Origin of the sequence: Labrys sp. (in: a-proteobacteria), assembly GCF_047605565.1 — a bacterium.
In the GTDB taxonomy this organism is placed as follows: Bacteria; Pseudomonadota; Alphaproteobacteria; order Rhizobiales; family Labraceae; genus Labrys; species Labrys neptuniae.
Window position 1 is genome coordinate 1 of sequence record NZ_JASGFM010000049.1, and the last position, 18,393, is coordinate 18,393.

An 18,393-nucleotide genomic window follows, 5' to 3' on the forward strand; every position below is an offset into this window, starting at 1 on the left:
CTTTGAATCACATACCCCCCACTCTTGGGAATCCCAAGAGTCCACAACTCCTAGGAAGCGGCCCTCGCTCGGGTCGAATACTGATGAGGCCATTGATGAGGAGATCGACCAGGAGGCCGCGCACCGGCTTGTGGCGGCTGGCTCCGCTGGGATTGGGGTTGGTCCTGCTGCCGCTCGGCAGTGTTGCGCCGGCCGAGGCGGGGCGGCTCACCGTGGTGGAGCTCTTCACCAGCCAGGGCTGCTCGTCCTGTCCGCCGGCCAATGCCAATCTGGCCGCGATCAGCCGGCGCCCCGGCGTGCTGGCCCTGAGCTTCGGTGTCACCTATTGGGACCGGCTGGGCTGGAAGGACGTCTTCGCGCGCCCTGACTACACGCAGCGCCAGATCGCCTATGAGAAGCCTCTCGGACAGAGCGGCCCCTTCACGCCGCAGATGGTGGTGAATGGCCGGGCGTCCCTGGTCGGCAACGAGCTTGTCGAGCTGGATGCGGCGATCGCGGGCGCGGCTGTGTTGCGAGCAGGTCCGAGCCTGGCCGTCTCGGGCGGCCATGTCGTCATCGGCAGCCAGGCCTCGCCTCCGGCCAGCCTCGACATCTGGCTGGTGCGCTATGACCCGAGGCAGGTCGAGGTGCCGGTACGCGCCGGCGAGAATGCCGGCCGCACCCTGGCTCACAAGAATGTCGTGCACGATCTGGTCCGGCTCGGACTTTGGAAGGGCGAGGCACTCGATCTGCCGATCGCACGGGCGCCCGCCGGCCAGCACACGGCGATCCTGCTGCAGGCGCCGGATGGCGGCGCCATCCAGGCTGCCGCAACCGACTGAGGAACCTCGAACCGTCACAGCTCTTCGACCCGCCGGACGGCTCGTCCGGCTTCCCCTGCGCCGAGGCGCAATCACAGAAAGGAACGGATCATGGATCGTATTGCCAAACTCGCCTCCGCGGGCTTGCTGGGCCTGGGGCTTGCTTTCGCCGCCGCCCCCTTGGCGCAGGCCCAGGACGCGATGCCGCAGACGAACACGATGCAATCGCAAACGATGAAACCGAATGCGATGCAGGGTGATGCCATGAAGGGCGACACCATGAAGAAGCCGATGAAGAAAATGGCCAAGAAGAAGATGATGAAGAAGCACCACAAGGCCATGAAGGCGATGTGATCTCGGCGCCACCTTCTTCACCCTCCCCTGGAGGGGGAGGGTCGAAGCGAAGCTTCGGGGTGGGGTAGCGTCTGTGCAAAGAATCTAGCGTCTTTATCGTCAGGCACTGCGTAGTTTCTCCCCACCCCGGCCTTTCAGGCCGACCCTCCCCCTCCAGGGGAGGGTGAAGAAGCTGCCGTGTAAGTATGACCATCGATCGATTGTCCGATCGGAAACCGCGCTTTGCCTCCCCTCAGCTCCGGGGCTCCGCCACCAGCCAGCCCTTGTAGCGCACGATCAGGCCGAACAGGGGATGGGCGATCTCGACATGGAAGTTGAATCGTCCGTCCTCGGCGCTCTCGAAACTGTCGCCGGAGGGGGCGAGGAAACGCGGCAGTCTCAGGCCGAGGAAGCGCCAGTTGCGTACGACGAGCGTGAGCCTGCCGTCTTCGGCGAGGAGGGCCAGCCCGAAGCTGAAAGGTCCGAAGCGCTCGTCGACCAGGCCGGCATTGCGGCCGCGGCCGGCGGTCTGGACCGAACGGAAGCGGCGCCCGGCAAAGTTCCGCGTCCACACTTCCCGCTTGTTCTGGATTTCGAACGATACGCGCACCGGAATATCCGCACCGGCCTGGGGGAAGCCGACGAGAGCGCCCACCAGCCGCGACAACAACCCCTTGCCGCGCTCGACGCTGGCGCGGCCAGCGACGGCATGGCTGGTTTCGTGCCGATGCAAGGCCTGGATGGCCGGTGGCAGGCTCGCATAGGCCGAGCCCAGAATGCCCGGGTAAAGCGGCAGGCTCGCCTCGGCCGTGACCTCACGCGTGCCATGGGCGAAGGGCCGGCCGTCAAAGACGCGATCATAGTCGGCCAAGGCGAGCGCTCCCGTTGCGGGACGGGCGCCCGGTTCCGGCCTGATGCCTTCGAGGCGCTGGCGGATCAGGGCTTCGATCGCCATCGCCGGAATATAGGGTCCATCGTCGCCCTCGGCGTTCAGATGCCAGCTGCGGACCAGCCTTTCCCCGCGATGCCCTGCGCCCTCGACCTCGACGATCATGCCACCGCGACGGGCGCCCCAGCGCAGGATGCGGTTCACCCTGTGAAACAGGCCGGCGAGGGGCGCGAGGGAGGGCAGCATTTTCCAGCGCACCAGCAGGCTCAGCCCGATCAGGCAGCGATGCAGGATCTCCGGGCGCGGCCCGGCGCCGACCCAGACCGAGCGCACGCTTGGCCACAGGTCGGAGAGCAGCAGGAGGTCGGGTACCTCCACCAGGGAGAACAGCGTGTTCGGCAGCGGCAACTTTCCAGGCGGGGCGATGGTGAAGCGGCGGGTTTCGGTGAGGGGATGCACCAGCAGGGTCTGGCCCTGCCGCCGGGCCGGCACGGCCTGGCCGGCATAGCCCGCGATGGCCTTGAGCACGTTCTCGCCGACGACCGCATGCGGCGAGGGGGCGATACCGGCGCGGATGATGTCGATGCGCGAGAAGGCACCGGCGAGATGCCTGACGATTGCTGCGGTCAGGACAGGAAAGCTGCTTACGCCCGACAGGATGGCGACGCCGCGCTGCCGGGCCGCCGCATCGAGGCTGGCGATGCCGCGCACGAAGGCGGCCCCGTCCGAGAAATCGAAATAGTCGGCCCCATGGGCGATCGTGGCCTCGACCAGGCGATAGGGCTGTTTGCCGTAGCCCTGGAAGGGGCCGCTGGCATCGACGACGATGTCGGGCTTCAGGGCCTGCAATTGCGGCTCGAGCGGCCGGTCGCGATCGAATTCAGCCGGAAACAGGCGGGCCCGCACCGGACGGCTGGCGCAGAAGAATTCCGCCTTGGCGAGAGAGCGGCCCGCGATGATGAGGGTGAGGCGGGGTTCGTCTGCCAGCAATTCCGCCAGCCGCCCGCCAAAGATGCCGTAGCCGCCGACGATCAGCACGCGCAGGGGGGATGGGGATGCGGTCACGGGCTACTCCAGCCCCGCATGCGTACAGGGAGCGACCGGAACCGGCAAGATGGAGCCTCGCACCGGTGCCGGAGCGGATGGCCGCACTTGCGTCTTGCGCCGTCGCCCGCCATAAGCGCTAGCCTGAGCACGATTTTCCGGCCAGACCCGCGGGCGGGCTTTGCCGGAAAATCGTGCACATTTTCGATATCTTTCAGCTTGTTCTTGATCGCGCCCGTGGTTCGATCAAGAGCAAGCTGCTCGGACAATATGGAATCCTCTCGCCATGACGAAGTTCGTGGAGCGCGTCTTTTCGGGCGTTCAGCCGACCGGCAACCTGCATCTGGGCAATTATCTCGGCGCGATCCAGCGCTTCGTCGAGATGCAGAAGAGCCATCAATGCATCTATTGCGTGGTGGATCAGCACGCCATCACGCTGTGGCAGGATCCCAAGAGCCTGGCGAGTGCCATCCGCGAGGTCACCGCCGCCTTCCTGGCCGCGGGCATCGACCCGAAGGCCCATATCGTCTTCAACCAGAGCCAGGTGGCCGAGCATGCCGAGCTCGCCTGGGTGTTCAACTGCGTGGCGCGCATGGGCTGGCTCAACCGCATGACCCAGTTCAAGGAGAAGGCCGGCAAGGACAAGGAGGCGGCCTCGGTGGGCCTGTTCGCCTATCCCACGCTGATGGCAGCCGACATCCTGGTCTATCGTGCCACCCATGTGCCCGTCGGCGAGGACCAGAAGCAGCATCTGGAACTCGCCCGCGACATCGCGGCGAAGTTCAACAATGATTTCGGCGATTCCATTGCTGCCAACGGTTTCAATGGCGGCTTCTTCCCGCTGCCCGAACCCCTGATCCAGGGCGCGGCCACCCGCGTGATGAGCCTGCGCGACGGTTCCAAGAAGATGTCGAAATCGGATCCCTCCGACCTGTCGCGCATCAACATGACCGACGATGCCGATACGATCGCCGCCAAGATCCGCAAGGCCCGCACCGATCCCGAGCCGCTGCCTGGTGAGGAGGAGGGGCTGAAGGGACGCCCCGAGGCCGACAACCTGGTCTCGATCTTCGCGGCCCTGTCGGGGCGGACGGTGGCGGAGGTTCTCGCCGAGTTCGGCGGCGGCCAGTTCTCCACCTTCAAGACGGCGCTCGCCGATCTCACCGTCGCCAAGATCTCGCCGATCACCGCCGAGATGAAGCGCCTGATGGCCGATCCCGGCCATATCGACGCGGTGCTGGCCGAGGGCTCGGACCGGGCCCGGGCGATCGCCGCCCCGATCATGGCCTCGGTGAAGGACATCGTCGGCTTCATCCGGGCGAAGTGAGGCGGCGTCAGGAAAGAACCGAGCCTCGTTCGGAAATAACTCAGGCGCTTGCTTTGTCATGCCCGGGGCTTGACCCGGGCATCCAGGGGGCCCGTCTTTGATGTAGGGCGGGAAGAGCTGGATTGCCGGGTCAGCCCGGCAATGACAAAGGTCGGGCGGGGTGAACCTCAATGTGCTGTGGGAAGGAACCGACATGCTGAAGATCTGGGGCCGCACCAATTCCTCCAATGTGAAGAAGGTGCTGTGGTGCGTCGAGGAACTCGGGCTCACTTATGAGCGCATCGATGCGGGCGGTGCTTTCGGGGTGGTCAACGACCCTGCCTACCGCGCTCTCAATCCCAACGGGTTGGTGCCTTGCATCGAGGATGACGGCTTCGTGCTGTGGGAATCCAATGCCATCGTGCGGTATCTGGCCGAAGGCGATGCCGAGCGCCGGCTGGTGCCGGCAACGCGCCAGGCCAAGGCTTCGGCCGAACGCTGGATGGACTGGACGACCTCCACCATCGCCGGTCCCTTCCGTGATGTGTTCTGGAACGTCGTGCGTCGTACCGCCCAGGACCGGGTGGAGACCGAGCTCTCCCGGGGCCTCGACAGCTGCAGCAGGCTGCTGGCCATCGCCGACAAGGCGCTGGCCGGCCAGCCCTATCTGTCGGGCGACAAATTCGGCATCGGCGACATACCGCTCGGCTGCCTCGCCTATGGCTGGTTCAATATGCCGATCGAGCGGCCGGACCTGCCCCATCTGGCCGCCTGGTACGAGCGCCTGACCGAGCGCCCGGCCTATCGCAAGGCTGTGATGATCCCGCTGACCTGACGAGCGGGAACCTCCGGGCCGACATCCGCGTTACCGAGCCGACCATGGTTGTCATGGTCGCTCGGGGAATGTGTGCATGCTGTCTGGTGTGATCTCGCTGCTGATCGGTATCGTCGTCATCGGTCTCGTCTGCTGGCTGTTGATGTATGTGATCGACCGCCTGCCCATGGACGGACGCTTCAAGCAGATCCTGCGTATTCTGATCATCCTCATCGCGGTGCTCGCCATCCTGCAACGCGTCGTGGTGCTGATGGAGCCCGTGCCGACATTGTAAGGAACGGCTCCGCCTTGAAGGCGGCTTGCCTGCGCGACGCATCGTGACAGGCACACATCCGACATGTTCGGGAAAACCCTGAAAAAGCTGCGGGATGGCTTGCCTTTCGCCCGAGCAAATTGCATGGTCTTCGCCCTTTTTCCACCGTTTGCGGCAGCTCGGTCCGCTTGCGGGTCGCTATGCCAGGACGCACTCCATGAAGGTTACGCTCGAACGGACTGCCCTTCTCAAATCGCTGGGCCACGTCCACCGCGTCGTCGAGCGGCGCAACACCATTCCGATCCTGTCCAACGTGCTGATCGAGGCTCAGGGCGCCAGCCTGCTCCTGAAAGCGACCGACCTCGATCTGGAGGTGGTGGAGTCCTCTCCTGCCGACGTCACCATGGACGGCGCCACCACGGTGCCGGCACATACCCTCTACGACATCGTCCGCAAGCTGCCCGACGGGGCTCAGGTCTCGCTGGAAGGCGGCGGCGAGGCGACCCAGCTGATCGTGCGTTCCGGCCGCTCGCGCTTCACCTTGCAGACGCTGCCGCCTTCCGATTTTCCGGACCTGGCGGCGGGCGAGTTTCCGCATAATTTCCAGCTCAAGGCCGCCGATCTGCGCAAGCTGATCGAGAAGACCCAGTTCGCGATCTCCACCGAGGAGACGCGCTATTATCTCAACGGCATCTATCTGCACACGCTGGATGTCGAGGGCGAGACCCGCATCCGCGCCGTGGCGACCGACGGCCATCGCCTCGCCCGCGTCGAACTGCCGGCGCCCGAGGGTTCCAACGGCATGCCGGGCGTGATCCTGCCGCGCAAGGCGGTGGGCGAGATCCAGAAGCTGATGGAGGATGCCGAGGCCATCGTCTCGGTCGAGCTGTCCCAGGCCAAGGTCCGCTTCACCATCGGCCCGGTGGTGCTGACCTCCAAGCTGATCGACGGCACCTTCCCCGATTACGCCCGCGTCATTCCGACCGGCAACGACAAGGCGCTGATCGTCGAGCGCGCCGACTTCACCGCCGCCGTCGACCGCGTCTCGACCATCTCCTCCGAGCGCGGCCGCGCCGTGAAGCTGTCGCTGGCCGACAGGCGCCTCGTCCTCACCGTCACCAATCCCGATTCCGGCACGGCGACCGAGGAGATCGAGGTCGATTATGATTCCACGCCGCTCGATATCGGCTTCAACTCGCGCTATCTCCTCGACATCGCCGCGCAGCTCGACGGCGATACCGCCTTGTTGAAATTCGCCGATCCGGGCTCGCCGACCCTGGTGCAGGACCGCGAAGGTGCGGCCGCGCTCTACGTCCTGATGCCGATGCGGGTGTAAGCTCGGAGCGCGGACATCTTGTCCGCATCCTGGAAACGATGCGTTAGATTGAGAGGAAGAGCGGACATCGCGACATGTCTGCATGTCGCTGTGATGTCCGCGCTCCAAAAATGATCTCGCCCCGCATCACCCGCCTGATCCTCACCTCGTTCCGGTCCTATCCGCGGCTCGATCTCGCCGTGGATGCCGGCATGGTGGTGCTGACCGGGCAGAACGGCGCCGGCAAGACCAATGTGCTCGAGGCCATCTCGCTGTTCACCCAGGGCAAGGGCTTGCGCCGGGCGGATCTCGAGGACATGGCCAGCGAGGACGGGCCCGGCAGCTTCGCCGTCGCCGCCGAAGTCGAGGGTGCGCTTGGCCTCGCGCATCTCGGCACCGGGCTGGAAGGCCCCGACAGCGGGCCGCGCAAATATCGTGTCGACCGCCAGCCGGTTTCCTCGGCCACGAGCTTTGCCGACCATCTGCGCCTCGTCTGGCTGACGCCCTCGATGGACGGGCTGTTCTCCGGCTCGGCCGGCGAGCGGCGCCGCTTTCTCGACCGGCTGGTGCTGGCCGTCGATGCCGGCCATGGCACCCGGGTCAATGCGCTCGAACGCGCGCTACGCTCGCGCAACCGGCTGCTGGAGGATCCGCGCGCCGACCAGCGCTGGCTCGATGCTGCCGAGCATGAGGTCGCCGATCTCGCCATCGCGGTGGCAGCGTCGCGCGCCGATACGGTGCGTCGTCTCGCCGGCCTGATCGAGGAGGAGATCGATCCCGCCTCTCCCTTCCCCCATGCGCGCATCGCCCTCGACGGCGCCATCGAGAATGCCGTGCTGGACGAGCCGGCGCTGGCCGTGGAGGAGCGCTATCGCCAGACCCTGCGTGAAGGCCGCGCCCGGGACAGGGCGGCCGGCCGCACGCTCGACGGGCCGCATCTGACCGATCTTCTCGTCGTGCACGGCCCCAAGGGCATCGCGGCCGAGCGCGCCTCCACCGGCGAGCAGAAGGCCCTGCTGCTCGGCCTGGTGCTGGCGCATGCCAGGCTGGTCGCCCGTCTCGCCGGCATGACGCCGATCGTCCTGCTCGACGAGGTCGCCGCCCATCTCGACCCGATGCGGCGGGCGGCCCTCTATGACCGGCTCGAAAGTTTCGGCGCCCAGGTCTGGCTGACCGGCGCCGATCCCTCCGCCTTCGAGGCGATCGCCGGCAGGGCCGCGGTCTATCGCGTCACGCCGGGCCGGGTCGAGGGCTGAGGTTTCGGGCGAGGGGGATCAGAGGGGAAATCCGGCTGGTGGAGTAGCCCCTCACCTCCATCCTCTCCCCGTAAGAACGGGGCGAGGGGGCGCAATCGTTGCGATTGGTCGTCGGAGCTTTCATCTCGCCCTACCGTTGAGCGAGATGAAAGATTTCCGACATAAAACTTGAGGTCAAAGTCTCCTCGCCCCGTTCTTACGGGGAGAGGTAAGGTGAGGGGCAGCGCCGTCCTCGGAAGAGTCCGTTCTTTCGCGATCTCGAAGCTCAATGCTTCAGCAGCACGTCGAAGCGGGGATTGATTTCGTCGAAGATCGGCAGCGAGGCGGCGCCGAGCACCACGGTATGATGCCCCACCGAGCCGGCCATCAGGCGGGGCAGGCTGCGGCCGCTGCGCGAGCCCACCGACATCGGCAGCGGCATGGCCTTTTCGATCAGGCTGGCCAGCACGCCGGCCGGCGCCAGCCCGCCGAGCAGGATGGTCTCCGGGTCCAGGGTCGATTCCAGGATGTTGACGGCGCCGGCAAGATAGGGTGCGGCCTCCGTCACCCAGCGCTCGACGGGGGCGGATAGCGCGCCGTCCAGTTCGGAAAGAGCAGGGGCGCCGGGCTGATCGGCGAGGAATTCCTGAGCCGCGCTCAAAGAGAGATAACGTTCCAGGCAGCCGCGATTGCCGCAGGGGCAGGGCTTGCCGTTCGGCGCCACGATCATGTGGCCGATCTCGCCGGCATTGAGCGAGGCCCCGCGCCAGGGCTGCCCGCCGAGGAAGACGCCGGCGCCGAGCCCCTCGTCCAGGAACAGGAAGACGAAGCTGTCGATCGCGCGGGCGACGCCATGCAGGCGTTCGCCGATCGCCGCCGCCATGGCATCGTTTTCGATCTGCACGGGCTGTTCGAGGGCTTCGGCGATATGCTGCCTGGCATCGGGATCGTCCCATCCGGGCAGGGTTGTCGGACCGGCGGTGGTGATGGCGCCGACCCCGAAGCGCACCGGTAGGGCGACCCCGGCGCCGAGCAGGCGCGAGGCGGGAACGCCGGCTTCCTCGATCAGTTCGTCGGCGAGCCGCCGCAAGGCGGGCGCCGCGCTGCGGGGGGAGGGGCGCTGGGCGGGGGTCTCCCGGATCGCAACCGGCTTGCCGGTGAGGTCGACCAGGGCCGCGATGATGGCGCTGTGGTCGACATGGAAGCCGAGCGACCAGGCCCCCTCGGGATTGATGGCATAGGGAATTGAGGGCTGGCCCCGCCCCTCGCGCTTGGGTTCGCCAGCCAGGACAAAGCCGGCCTGCTCCAACTCCTCGACGATGTTGGAGATCGTCTGGTTGGTCAGGGCGGTTTCGCGGGCGATCTCGGCCCGCGAGACCGGCCCGAGCCGGCGTATGGTGTCGAGCACGACACGCCGGTTGTGGGAGCGGGTGAATTCGAGATTGGTCCCCGCAACGCTCCGGCTCGGTTGGGGTGTCCTGTCCGCCTCGCGTCTCGCCATGTCCGCCCACTCCCTAGATCAAGACGCGTTCGGATGGGAACGCATTTTTGCTCTAACTCTTTGGTTCGACGCGCCTTTGCGATTCCAGCGGATCCGTCAAATCGCAAAACGCTTTCCGATTTCACTCGCGACTATGGCAGCATGTTTACATTCAAACAAATTGAGTTAATAATTTTTCCGGGTCGCAGAAAAGGATCGGGAGCCATCGAGAACTCTCCGCGCCCCTGAACCATGCAGGGCGGCTACGGGCTGCCGATCGAATTGCAAGCGGGAGATGATTGCAATGTCTGGAATTCACAAATCGGTGCTGGCCGGGCTGGCGATGACGGCCCTGGCGGGATTGTCGCCGGCAGCGGCCGAGACTCTCAATGCCCTGTTCATGGCGCAGGCCGCCTATAGCGACGCCGACGTCAAGGCGATGACGGCGGCCTTCGAGAAGGAAAATCCCGGCGTTACCGTCAATGCCGAATTCGTGCCCTATGAAGCCCTCTACGACAAGATCGTGGCTTCCAAGGCCGCCGGCGGTGCCGGCTATGACGTGGTGCTCTACGACGTGATCTGGCCGGCCGCTTTCGCGCAGAACGGTGTCCTGGTCGATGTCACCGACCGGTTGAAGGATCTCGATCGCTCCAAGGTGTTCGATGGGGCCTGGGCCACGGTGAACTATGACGGCAAGACCTATGGCATGCCGTGGATCCTCGACACCAAATATCTATTCTACAACACCGAGATCCTCGAAAAGGCCGGCATCAAGGAGCCGCCCAAGACCTGGGATGAACTGGCCAAGGACGCCAAGATCATCAAGGACAAGGGCCTGGTGCAATATCCCATCGTCTGGAGCTGGTCGCAGGCCGAGGCGGTGATCTGCGATTACGTGACCCTGACCGCGGCCTATGGCGGCAAGTTCTTCGACGGGGACAAGCCGGTCTTCGACAAGGGCGGTTCGCTCGATGCCGTCACCTATATGGCCGACAGCCTCAAGAACGGCCTCTCCAACCCCAATTCCAAGGAATATCTGGAAGAGGACGTGCGGAAAGTGTTCTCGGCGGGGGATGCGGCCTTCGCGCTCAACTGGACCTATATGTATGCCAAGGCCAATGATCCGGCCGAAAGCAAGGTGGTCGGCAAGGTCGGCGTGGTGCCGGCTCCCGGCGTCGAAGGCAAGAGCACGGCTTCGGGCGTGAACGGCTCGATGGCGCTCGGCATCACGGCCGGCTCGACCAAGCCGGACCTGGCCTGGAAATATATCGCCTATCTCACCTCCAAGCCGGTGCAGGACCAGTATGCCAAGCTCAGCCTGCCGATCTGGAAGGCATCCTACACCGATCCGGCCGTCACCAAGGGCCAGGAGAGCCTGGTCAAGGCCGCCGACGTCTCCATCGGCCTGATGACGCCGCGCCCGACGGTCGCCTCCTACCAGGAACTCTCGACCATCCTGCAGGCGCAGATCCAGAACGCGCTCGCCGGCAAGGCTTCGCCCGCCGACGCGCTGGCGGCCGCGGTCAAGGATGCCGCGCGCATCCGGTGAGGGAGAGACAGCGACCTTTGTCATGCCCGGGCTTGACCCGGGCATCCAGACTTCGCTTGGAAAGGCAGGCTGGATTGCCGGGTCAAGCCCGGCAATGACAAAGGTTGCGCTATTTTCGGCGTCCAAAAGCCAAATACCGACTGAAGGGGGCAGGCACGCCCTCCCGTCTTGCTGGAAGGAATCTGCCTGATGATGAGCGGCCGCGTCGGCATGCCCTCACCATGGCTTCTGCTCGGCCCGATGCTGATCATCGTGTTTGCGGCAGTCGGCTATCCCATCCTGATGACCCTGTGGCTGGCCTTCACCGATACCCGCCTGATGGCGGGACCGGGAGCGGCGCATTTCATCGGGCTGGAAAACTTCGCCTTTGCCTTCAGCGATTCCGAATTCCTCGCCGCGGCAGGGCGGACGATCTATTTCACCGTCGTTTCGATCAGTGCCGAAGCGCTGCTTGGCATCGCGGTCGCCCTGCTGCTCAACGAGAAGTTCCGTGGCCGTACCTTCTGCCGGGCCCTGTTGGTGCTGCCCTGGGCCGTGCCCACCATCGTCAACGCCTTGATGTGGCGTCTGATCTACCAGCCCGATTTCGGCGTGCTCAATGCGGTGTTGACCCAGAGCGGGCTGATGGAAAGCTATCGCAGCTGGCTCGGCAGCGAAGGCAGCGCCATGAATGCGGTGATCGTCGCCGATGTCTGGAAGAACTATCCGCTGGTGGCGCTGATCGTGCTGGCCGCGCTGCAGTCGGCGCCGCTGGAACTCTACGGCGCCGCCACGCTCGACGGCGCCAATGCCTGGCAGCGCTTCAAGGCCGTCACCTGGCCGGTGATCGCGCCGCCCTTGCTGGTGGCGCTGGTGCTGCGCTCGATCGAGGCGCTGAAAGTCTTCGACATTTTCTATGTGATGACCCGGGGCGGGCCGGCGAGCTCGACCAAGACCATGAGCTTCTTCGTCTATGAGGAATCCTTCCGCTTCATGCGGGTGGGATCAGGCGCCTCCTACGCCCTCATCGTGGTGCTGATCTGCATGGTCTTCGTCGGCTTCTATGTCCGGCTGATGCGCAGGCAGGAGGCTTGATCATGCAACGTAGCGCTGTAGCAACCTTCTTCCTGTATTGCGGCGTCGCCCTGTTCCTGGTGGTGACGCTGGCGCCGGTGGCCTGGCTCGGCGTGATGAGCATCTCGCTGCCATCCGACCTCACCACCAAGCCCCTGTCGCTCATCCCGCACCAGGTCGACTTCAGCCGCTATGCCCGCCTGCTCACCTTCGAGGCCAACAGCCCGGGCGAGGCCTTCCTGATGGCGCTGCGCAACAGCCTGTTGAGCTCGCTGGGCGCGACGGCTTTATCGCTGCTGGTGGCGGTGCCGGCGGGCTGGGCCTTTTCGCGCTACCGCAATCGCGGCGTCTCGGTGGTGCTCTACTCCATCCTCGCCACCTATATGACACCCGCCGTGGCGCTGATCCTGCCGCTCTATTTCCTGCTCTCGATGCTCGGGCTGCTCAACAATGTCCTGGGCCTGATCATCGTCTATTGCTCCATCCTGACGCCCTTCACCGCCTGGTTCATCAAATCCTCTTTCGACGCGGTGCCCGGCGAACTCGAAAGCGCGGCGGCGATCGACGGCGCCTCGACGCTGCAGACCCTGTGGTGGGTGACGCTGCCCTATGCCCGGGCCGGCGTCGCCACCGCGGCCCTGTTCGCCATCCTGCTGGCCTGGGACGAGTTCTTCTACGCCTTGCTCTTCACCTCCAACCAGAACGCCAAGACCCTCACCGTCACCATCGCCGATTTCGCCGCCGGCCGCGCCACGGATTTCGGCCTGGTCTCGGCCGCGGGCCTGCTGACGGCGCTGCCGCCGGTCCTGATCGCCTTCATCCTGCAAAAATCACTGGTTGCCGGGCTCACCGCCGGCAGCGTCAAGGGTTGATATCATGAGCACAATCGTGCCGGGCACGGGCCTGGCGATGATCGAGGCCGAAATGGCCCGCCAACACGCCGATGCGCTGGCCTCCTTCCACGGCGCCGGGCCGATGGCGGCGCGGCTGGCGGACAGCATCCGCCGCACCGGGCGGCTGACGCTCGCCGCCATGGGTGGTTCGCACTGGGTCAACCGCGCTGCGGCTGTGCTCTATCGCCGGCTCGGCATCGAGGTCGAGACCGAGGTGGTCTCCGAACTCCTGATCACGCCGCAGCCCGACCGCGAGCGCACCGTGCTGCTGGTGTCCCAATCCGGCAATTCGGGCGAGATCGTCGCCTTTCTCGAGCGGCCCGCCGGCCGGCAGGAGCGCTTCGGCCTCACCCTCGACGCCGATAGCGCGCTCGGTCGCTGCGTGCCCGCCCTCGTCGGTGTCGGCGGCTCGGAAAAGGCCTTCGCCGCCACGCGCAGTCTCCTCGTCAGCCATGCGCTGCATCTGGCGGTGCTTGCGGCGCTGGGCCTGCCGCCGGAACGGGCGCTCGCAACGCTCGATGCCCCCGTCCGGCCCGACATCGGGCGCGCGCTATCAGCTCTCGCCGCCTGTACCTCCCTGATCCTCAGCGGCCGGGCCGAGCTGCAGGGCGTGGCCGAATCCGGGGCGCTCTGCGTGATGGAACTCGCCCGCCTGCCGGCCCTGGCGCTGGAGGGCGGCCAGTTGCGGCACGGCCCGATGGAGATGCTGTCGCCGACGAGCGGCATCGTGCTCCTGCGTGCCGCCGGCCCTTCGGCTGGCCTGGCGCCGGGGCTGGCCGCGGCCTGCCGCGCGGCCGGATCGCCGGTGGTGGTGTTCGATCTCTCCGGCGAGGCCGACATCGCCGATGCCGTCACCGTCCGCCTGCCGCGCGAGGGGGGCATGGCGGCCATTTTCGCCGTGCTGCCGGCGCTGCAGGCCTTTCTGGTGACCTTCGCGGCCGGCCGGGTCGAGCATGTCGGCGAGCCCCTGCGCTCGACCAAGGTGACGACGGAATTATGAGGGAACCGCTGTTTTTGATCGGCAACGTCAATGTCGATCTCGTAATGGGCCCGCAGGCGCCCTGGCCGCAACCGGGCACGGAAGTGATCGTGCCCGAAAGCGAATTTCGGGTCGGTGGCGCCGCCGGCAACACGGCGCTGGCGCTCGATGCCCTCGGCATCGACTATCGGCTGATCACCAGCCGCGGCAACGACATGCTCGGTCGCTGGCTCGCCGAGCCTTTCGGGGTGAGGGCGCAGGGCTGGACGGTGGCCGAGGGGGCGACCACGGTTTCGGTCGGCATCGGCCATCCCGACGGGGACCGCACCTTCTTCACCACCACGGGGCACCTGCATGCCTTTGGGCTCAAGGATGTGCTCGCCCAACTCGACGTGGCGGGAGAGGGCTGCGTGGCCCTGCTGGCCGGTCCTTTCGTGATACCGGCCTTGCTCGCCGATTATGACGAGCTGATCGCCATCCTGCGCCGCCGGAACTATCGGGTGGCCCTCGATACGGGCTGGCCAGATGGCGGCTGGACGGATGGGGTGCGCGCGCGGGTGAACGCCTGGATCGGCCATTGCGAGCATGTCCTGATCAACGACATCGAGGCCAAGGGGCTCACGGGCGCCGATACGGTTGAATCAGCCGCCGGGAAGATCCTCCCGCTGCTGCCGGCCGGCGCCAGCCTGGTGATCAAATGCGGGCCCCGGGGCGCCCTGGCCTGGCGTGGGGACGAGCATGTCGCCGTCGCGGCGCCGAAGGTCGACGTCGTCGACACCATCGGGGCCGGCGACACCTTCTCGGCCGGCTATTTCGCCAGCCTGGTCGAGAGCGAGGATCTGGAAAAGGCAGTGGCGAATGGCGTTGCGGTCGCCTCTCTGGCGGTCTCGACGCGGCCGCGGCGTTATCGGTGAGGACAGTGTTGCCACCCCTCATCCCCCTGCCGGGACCTTCTCCCGCAAGGGGAGAAGGGGTTTTAGTGGGTTAGATCGAGCTTAACTGCCCGGTGCCGAGTACCGTATCCCAAGTCCAATAAGTCCCCTTCTCCCCTTGCGGGAGAAGGTGGCGGCAGCCGGATGAGGGGTGTTATCGCGCGCCCTCAGACATACCCCCGGCGCTTCACCTCGGCCCAGCTGTCGTCGAGCGTCTTCTTGGCGGCGGCGATCAGGGCGTCGACTTCCTCATGGCTGATCACCAGCGGCGGGGCGATGATCAGCGTGTCGCGGGTGGCGCGCATGACGAGGCCGTGCTGGAAGGAGAAGTCGCGGGCGATCAGGCCGACCGTGCCCGTCTCCACCGGCCAGGAGGCGCGGGTCTTCTTGTTCGGGGTCAGTTCGAGGGCGCCGATCAGGCCGACCATGCGGGCTTCGCCCACCATGGGATGGTCGCCCAGCGCCAGCCACTGCTTCTGCATATAGGGGCCGATGTCGTCCTTCACGCGCTCGACGATCTTCTCTTCGCGCAGGATCTTGATGTTGGCGATCGCCGCCGCCGCGCAGGCCGGATGGCCCGAATAGGTGTAGCCGTGGTTGAAGTCGCCGGCATTGGCGATCACTTCGGCCACCTTTTCCGTCACCATCACGCCGCCGATCGGCAGATAGCCGGAGGAGATGCCCTTGGCCATGGCCATGATGTCGGGCTGGACGCCGAAATACTCGCAGCCGAACCATTCGCCGGTGCGCCCGAAGCCGCAGATCACCTCGTCCGAGACCAGCAGGATGTCGCGCTCGCGGCAGATGCGCTGGATTTCCGGCCAGTAGGTGGCGGGCGGGATCACCACGGCGCCGGCGCCCTGGATCGGTTCGGCGATGAAGGCGGCGATATTGTCGGCGCCGAGCTCGTCGATGGTGCGCTCGAGTTCACGCGCCGCCCACAGGCCGAATTCCTCCGGGCTGCGGTCGCCGCCCTCGGCATACCAATAGGGCTGGGCGATATGGACGATGCCGGGGATCGGCAGGCCGCCCTGGGCGTGCATCGGCGTCATGCCGCCGAGCGAGGCGCCGCCGATGGTCGAGCCGTGATAGCCGTTCTTGCGGGCGATGATGGTCGATTTGCCCGGCTTGTCCTGGGCCGCCCAGTAATGGCGTACCATGCGGATGATGGTGTCGTTGGATTCCGAGCCCGAGCCGGTGAAGAACACCCGGCTGAACTGCGGCGGAGTCACCTCCGCCAGCAGGCGCGACAGCTCGATGGCCGGCAGATGGGTGGTCTTGAAGAAGGTATTGTAGAAGGGCAGTTCGCGCATCTGCTGCGCCACCACCTCGACGATTTCCTCGCGGCCATAGCCGATATTGACGTTCCACAGACCCGACATCCCGTCGATGATCTGGTTGCCTTCGGAATCCCACAGATGCACGCCCTTGGCCTTGACGATGACGCGCGCGCCCTCGGCGTTCAGGCCCTTGGTGTCGGTGAAGGGATGCAAATGATGTGCGGCATCGATCGCACGCAGTTCCGCTGTGGTGAGGTTGGTCTGGTGCAAGGTCATGATGCGTGCTTTCCCGAAAAATGTGATCCCAATTTTGTGATCACAAATTGCGGAAGTCAAGGGGGAAGCGTTGTTATAGGGATTGCGGAGGCGGACGGGACGTCCATAGGCGCTAGGATAAGGACTGGGGCGAGGTGATCGACCTGGAGATGAGGCTCAGCGTTTGAGCCCCCTCGCCCCGTTTACGGGGAGAGGGTAAGGGTGAGGGGCTACGCACTGGTTGGTTTTGTGGGTTCCGCGCTGCCCCTCATCCGTACCTTCTCCCCGTAAGAACGGGGCGAAGGGATGGCCGGTGTCGCGCCAGTCGCCTTGACCTAGTATCTATGGACGTTTCGTCCGCTCTATCGTCCCACCAACGCGTCCCCAAATAACCGATCGAAAAGCCTCTACGCCCCTGCCAGGACGATCTCCGCATCGTGCTCGACTGGAAAATTCACCGAGCGGGCGATGAAGCACATCTCATGGGCCTTCTTGTGCAAATCATGCGCCTTCTGCAGGTCTGAGCCGGCGGCGACCACGATGTGTGGGCGCAGGGTGACCTTCTCGAACTGGCCGGCACCGCCAGCCACTTCGACCATCACGCCCTCGGCCTCATCCTCATAGGAGAGCACGTTGACGCCCATCTGCGAGCACAGGCCGAGATACCAAAGCTTGTGGCAGGCCGAGAGCGAGGCGACCAGCAGGTCCTCGGGGTTCCAGCGGGTGGCATCGCCGCGAAAGCTCGGGTCTGACGAGCCTTCGATCGTCGGTTTGCCCTCGGCCAGGATCTGGTGGGCACGGCTGTAGCCGCGATAGGTCGCGGTCCCCTCGCCCTCATTGCCGGTCCACACGATTGTGACCTTGTAGCGATGTTCGCGCCCAGCCATGCCTTCCTCCTCGTGTCGTTGCGTGGCGGGAGGATGCCTTGTTGACGGGCTGTGTCGCAAGGACGGGGAGCGGAATGTCAATCGCTTGCACCGGCCGGCCGCAGCGAACCGGCCAGGAAGTCGACCACGGCGCGCACCGCGGGCAATTGCCCGCGCCGGTGGGTCGTCAGCACCGTGGTGGTCACCTCGCCCGCCTGCCATTGCGGCAGTACGGGCACGACCAGGCCGCCGGCGACGGCTGCCGCGCTGATCGAGCGGGGCAGGGCCGTGATGCCGAGGCCGGCCTTGGCCGCTTCGAGCAAGGCGATTGATTCGTCGGCGAAAAAGCGGGCATGGGGCGTGACTTCGGCCATCTGACCGCCCGCTGAAAGCGTCCACACCGGCGCCCTCGGCTGGGCGAGGAGGCCGTCATGGCCGGCAAGGTCTTCCGGCGCGGCCGGCATTCCCGCGGCGGCGAGATAGCCGGGCGCGGCGACCAGGCCGATCGTCTCGCGATGAATGGGGCGGGCCATCAGATCGGAATCGGCGAGCGGCCCGAAATGGCTCCGGAGCGCGATGTCGAAGCCTTCCTGGATGAGGTCGACGAAACGGTCGGTGACGTGGAGTTGGATCTGCAGCTTGGGTAGCGCCGCGGCAAGCCTGGGCAGCTGGCCGGCGAGGTGGAATTGTGCGGTGGGTACCGAGGCGGTGATGCGGACGATGCCGCTCGGTTCCGCCCGCCGGGCCAGCACGGCGCTTTCCGCCGCCTCGACCTCGATCATCGCTGCCCGCGCATGCTCGAATACCTCCCGGCCGGCATCGGTCAGCACGAAGTTGCGCGAGGTGCGATGGAGCAGCCTGGCATCGAGCCGCGCCTCCAATTCGGCCACCCGCTTGCTCACCGTGGACTTCGGCAGGCCCAGGTGCCGCGCGGCGGCGGCAAAGCCGCCCTGCTCGACGGCCTGGGCGAACAGGATGAAATCGTTGAGGTTGGACAAAGAAAGTCTCCCGGCATGGACTTTAGATCCATAATTGGCAGTCTAGAGTATCAAAGTCCATGCATGCATATAGTCATCATCACCAAACAGGAGATATG

The 18,393-nt window shown here is 65.8% G+C and carries 17 protein-coding genes; 12 read left to right on the forward strand and 5 right to left on the reverse strand.

The window, feature by feature from the left end; translation table 11 throughout:
- The first annotated feature begins 95 nt into the window (after nucleotides 1-95).
- The gene (locus tag QM672_RS28575; protein ID WP_415086667.1) at nucleotides 96-821 is read left to right on the forward strand and encodes a DUF1223 domain-containing protein; all 726 of its coding nucleotides are present in this window, start codon (nucleotides 96-98) and stop codon (nucleotides 819-821) included.
- Between the two features lie 90 nt (nucleotides 822-911).
- Nucleotides 912-1,154 (forward strand): hypothetical protein, encoded by a 243-nt coding sequence (locus QM672_RS28580; protein WP_415086669.1) that lies wholly within the window; start codon nucleotides 912-914, stop codon nucleotides 1,152-1,154.
- Nucleotides 1,155-1,386: 232 nt separating this feature from the next.
- Here QM672_RS28580 and QM672_RS28585 read toward each other — a convergent pair whose 3' ends face one another.
- Nucleotides 1,387-3,087, reverse strand: coding sequence for a DUF4166 domain-containing protein (locus QM672_RS28585; protein WP_415086671.1), 1,701 nt, complete (start codon nucleotides 3,085-3,087; stop codon nucleotides 1,387-1,389).
- 265 nt (nucleotides 3,088-3,352) lie between these two features.
- On the opposite strand from QM672_RS28585, the gene trpS reads away from it, so the two are divergent.
- The 5 genes from trpS to recF all read left to right on the forward strand — a co-directional run bounded on the left by trpS (nucleotide 3,353) and on the right by recF (nucleotide 8,031).
- Nucleotides 3,353-4,393, forward strand: a complete 1,041-nt coding sequence (gene trpS / locus QM672_RS28590) for a tryptophan--tRNA ligase (RefSeq protein ID WP_311943901.1) — start codon at nucleotides 3,353-3,355, stop codon at nucleotides 4,391-4,393.
- Between the two features lie 193 nt (nucleotides 4,394-4,586).
- Nucleotides 4,587-5,207, forward strand: coding sequence for a glutathione S-transferase (locus tag QM672_RS28595; protein WP_311943902.1), 621 nt, complete (start codon nucleotides 4,587-4,589; stop codon nucleotides 5,205-5,207).
- A 76-nt stretch (nucleotides 5,208-5,283) separates the two neighbouring features.
- Nucleotides 5,284-5,481 carry a hypothetical protein gene (locus tag QM672_RS28600; protein ID WP_367625609.1) on the forward strand — a complete coding sequence of 66 codons (198 nt, stop codon included), beginning with the start codon at nucleotides 5,284-5,286 and terminating at the stop codon, nucleotides 5,479-5,481.
- A 196-nt stretch (nucleotides 5,482-5,677) separates the two neighbouring features.
- Nucleotides 5,678-6,796, forward strand: coding sequence for a DNA polymerase III subunit beta (gene dnaN / locus QM672_RS28605; RefSeq protein ID WP_311943906.1), 1,119 nt, complete (start codon nucleotides 5,678-5,680; stop codon nucleotides 6,794-6,796).
- Nucleotides 6,797-6,906: 110 nt separating this feature from the next.
- A complete protein-coding gene (gene recF / locus QM672_RS28610; protein ID WP_367625610.1) occupies nucleotides 6,907-8,031 on the forward strand; it encodes a DNA replication/repair protein RecF in 1,125 nt (374 codons plus the stop codon).
- Between the two features lie 265 nt (nucleotides 8,032-8,296).
- On the opposite strand, the gene QM672_RS28615 is transcribed toward recF, so the two are convergent.
- Nucleotides 8,297-9,511 (reverse strand): ROK family transcriptional regulator, encoded by a 1,215-nt coding sequence (locus QM672_RS28615; RefSeq protein WP_415086675.1) that lies wholly within the window; start codon nucleotides 9,509-9,511, stop codon nucleotides 8,297-8,299.
- 322 nt (nucleotides 9,512-9,833) lie between these two features.
- On the opposite strand from QM672_RS28615, the gene QM672_RS28620 reads away from it, so the two are divergent.
- The 5 genes from QM672_RS28620 (at nucleotide 9,834) to QM672_RS28640 (ending at nucleotide 14,878) form a co-directional block, all read left to right on the forward strand.
- On the forward strand, nucleotides 9,834-11,039 hold the full coding sequence (locus QM672_RS28620) for an extracellular solute-binding protein (RefSeq protein WP_415086727.1): 1,206 nt from the start codon (nucleotides 9,834-9,836) through the stop codon (nucleotides 11,037-11,039).
- A 192-nt stretch (nucleotides 11,040-11,231) separates the two neighbouring features.
- Nucleotides 11,232-12,113 (forward strand): carbohydrate ABC transporter permease, encoded by an 882-nt coding sequence (locus QM672_RS28625; protein ID WP_415086729.1) that lies wholly within the window; start codon nucleotides 11,232-11,234, stop codon nucleotides 12,111-12,113.
- The gene (locus QM672_RS28630; RefSeq protein WP_415086731.1) at nucleotides 12,113-12,964 is read left to right on the forward strand and encodes a carbohydrate ABC transporter permease; all 852 of its coding nucleotides are present in this window, start codon (nucleotides 12,113-12,115) and stop codon (nucleotides 12,962-12,964) included. The genes QM672_RS28625 and QM672_RS28630 overlap by 1 nt, the downstream gene beginning before the upstream one ends.
- Nucleotides 12,965-12,968: 4 nt before the next feature.
- The gene (locus QM672_RS28635) at nucleotides 12,969-13,985 is read left to right on the forward strand and encodes an SIS domain-containing protein (RefSeq protein ID WP_415086677.1); all 1,017 of its coding nucleotides are present in this window, start codon (nucleotides 12,969-12,971) and stop codon (nucleotides 13,983-13,985) included.
- The gene (locus QM672_RS28640) at nucleotides 13,982-14,878 is read left to right on the forward strand and encodes a carbohydrate kinase family protein (RefSeq protein WP_415086679.1); all 897 of its coding nucleotides are present in this window, start codon (nucleotides 13,982-13,984) and stop codon (nucleotides 14,876-14,878) included. The genes QM672_RS28635 and QM672_RS28640 overlap by 4 nt, the downstream gene beginning before the upstream one ends.
- Nucleotides 14,879-15,063: 185 nt before the next feature.
- Here the strand turns inward: QM672_RS28640 and QM672_RS28645 are convergent, their stop codons facing one another.
- The 3 genes from QM672_RS28645 to QM672_RS28655 all read right to left on the reverse strand — a co-directional run bounded on the left by QM672_RS28645 (nucleotide 15,064) and on the right by QM672_RS28655 (nucleotide 18,295).
- Nucleotides 15,064-16,452, reverse strand: a complete 1,389-nt coding sequence (locus tag QM672_RS28645; protein ID WP_394315242.1) for an aspartate aminotransferase family protein — start codon at nucleotides 16,450-16,452, stop codon at nucleotides 15,064-15,066.
- Nucleotides 16,453-16,838: 386 nt separating this feature from the next.
- On the reverse strand, nucleotides 16,839-17,318 hold the full coding sequence (locus tag QM672_RS28650) for an OsmC family protein (protein ID WP_415086681.1): 480 nt from the start codon (nucleotides 17,316-17,318) through the stop codon (nucleotides 16,839-16,841).
- 77 nt (nucleotides 17,319-17,395) lie between these two features.
- Nucleotides 17,396-18,295, reverse strand: coding sequence for a LysR substrate-binding domain-containing protein (locus QM672_RS28655; protein WP_415086683.1), 900 nt, complete (start codon nucleotides 18,293-18,295; stop codon nucleotides 17,396-17,398).
- Nucleotides 18,296-18,393 lie beyond the last annotated feature (98 nt).

Bases quoted from the DNA above. Each gene is read 5' to 3' on its own strand.
- QM672_RS28575 (WP_415086667.1), top strand. From the start codon at position 96: ATGAGGAGATCGACCAGGAGGCCGCGCACCGGCTTGTGGCGGCTGGCT.
- QM672_RS28580 (WP_415086669.1), top strand. From the start codon at position 912: ATGGATCGTATTGCCAAACTCGCCTCCGCGGGCTTGCTGGGCCTGGGG.
- trpS (WP_311943901.1), top strand. From the start codon at position 3,353: ATGACGAAGTTCGTGGAGCGCGTCTTTTCGGGCGTTCAGCCGACCGGC.
- QM672_RS28595 (WP_311943902.1), top strand. From the start codon at position 4,587: ATGCTGAAGATCTGGGGCCGCACCAATTCCTCCAATGTGAAGAAGGTG.
- QM672_RS28600 (WP_367625609.1), top strand. From the start codon at position 5,284: ATGCTGTCTGGTGTGATCTCGCTGCTGATCGGTATCGTCGTCATCGGT.
- dnaN (WP_311943906.1), top strand. From the start codon at position 5,678: ATGAAGGTTACGCTCGAACGGACTGCCCTTCTCAAATCGCTGGGCCAC.
- recF (WP_367625610.1), top strand. From the start codon at position 6,907: ATGATCTCGCCCCGCATCACCCGCCTGATCCTCACCTCGTTCCGGTCC.
- QM672_RS28615 (WP_415086675.1), bottom strand. From the start codon at position 9,511: ATGGCGAGACGCGAGGCGGACAGGACACCCCAACCGAGCCGGAGCGTT.
- QM672_RS28620 (WP_415086727.1), top strand. From the start codon at position 9,834: ATGACGGCCCTGGCGGGATTGTCGCCGGCAGCGGCCGAGACTCTCAAT.
- QM672_RS28625 (WP_415086729.1), top strand. From the start codon at position 11,232: ATGAGCGGCCGCGTCGGCATGCCCTCACCATGGCTTCTGCTCGGCCCG.
- QM672_RS28635 (WP_415086677.1), top strand. From the start codon at position 12,969: ATGAGCACAATCGTGCCGGGCACGGGCCTGGCGATGATCGAGGCCGAA.
- QM672_RS28640 (WP_415086679.1), top strand. From the start codon at position 13,982: ATGAGGGAACCGCTGTTTTTGATCGGCAACGTCAATGTCGATCTCGTA.
- QM672_RS28645 (WP_394315242.1), bottom strand. From the start codon at position 16,452: ATGACCTTGCACCAGACCAACCTCACCACAGCGGAACTGCGTGCGATC.
- QM672_RS28650 (WP_415086681.1), bottom strand. From the start codon at position 17,318: ATGGCTGGGCGCGAACATCGCTACAAGGTCACAATCGTGTGGACCGGC.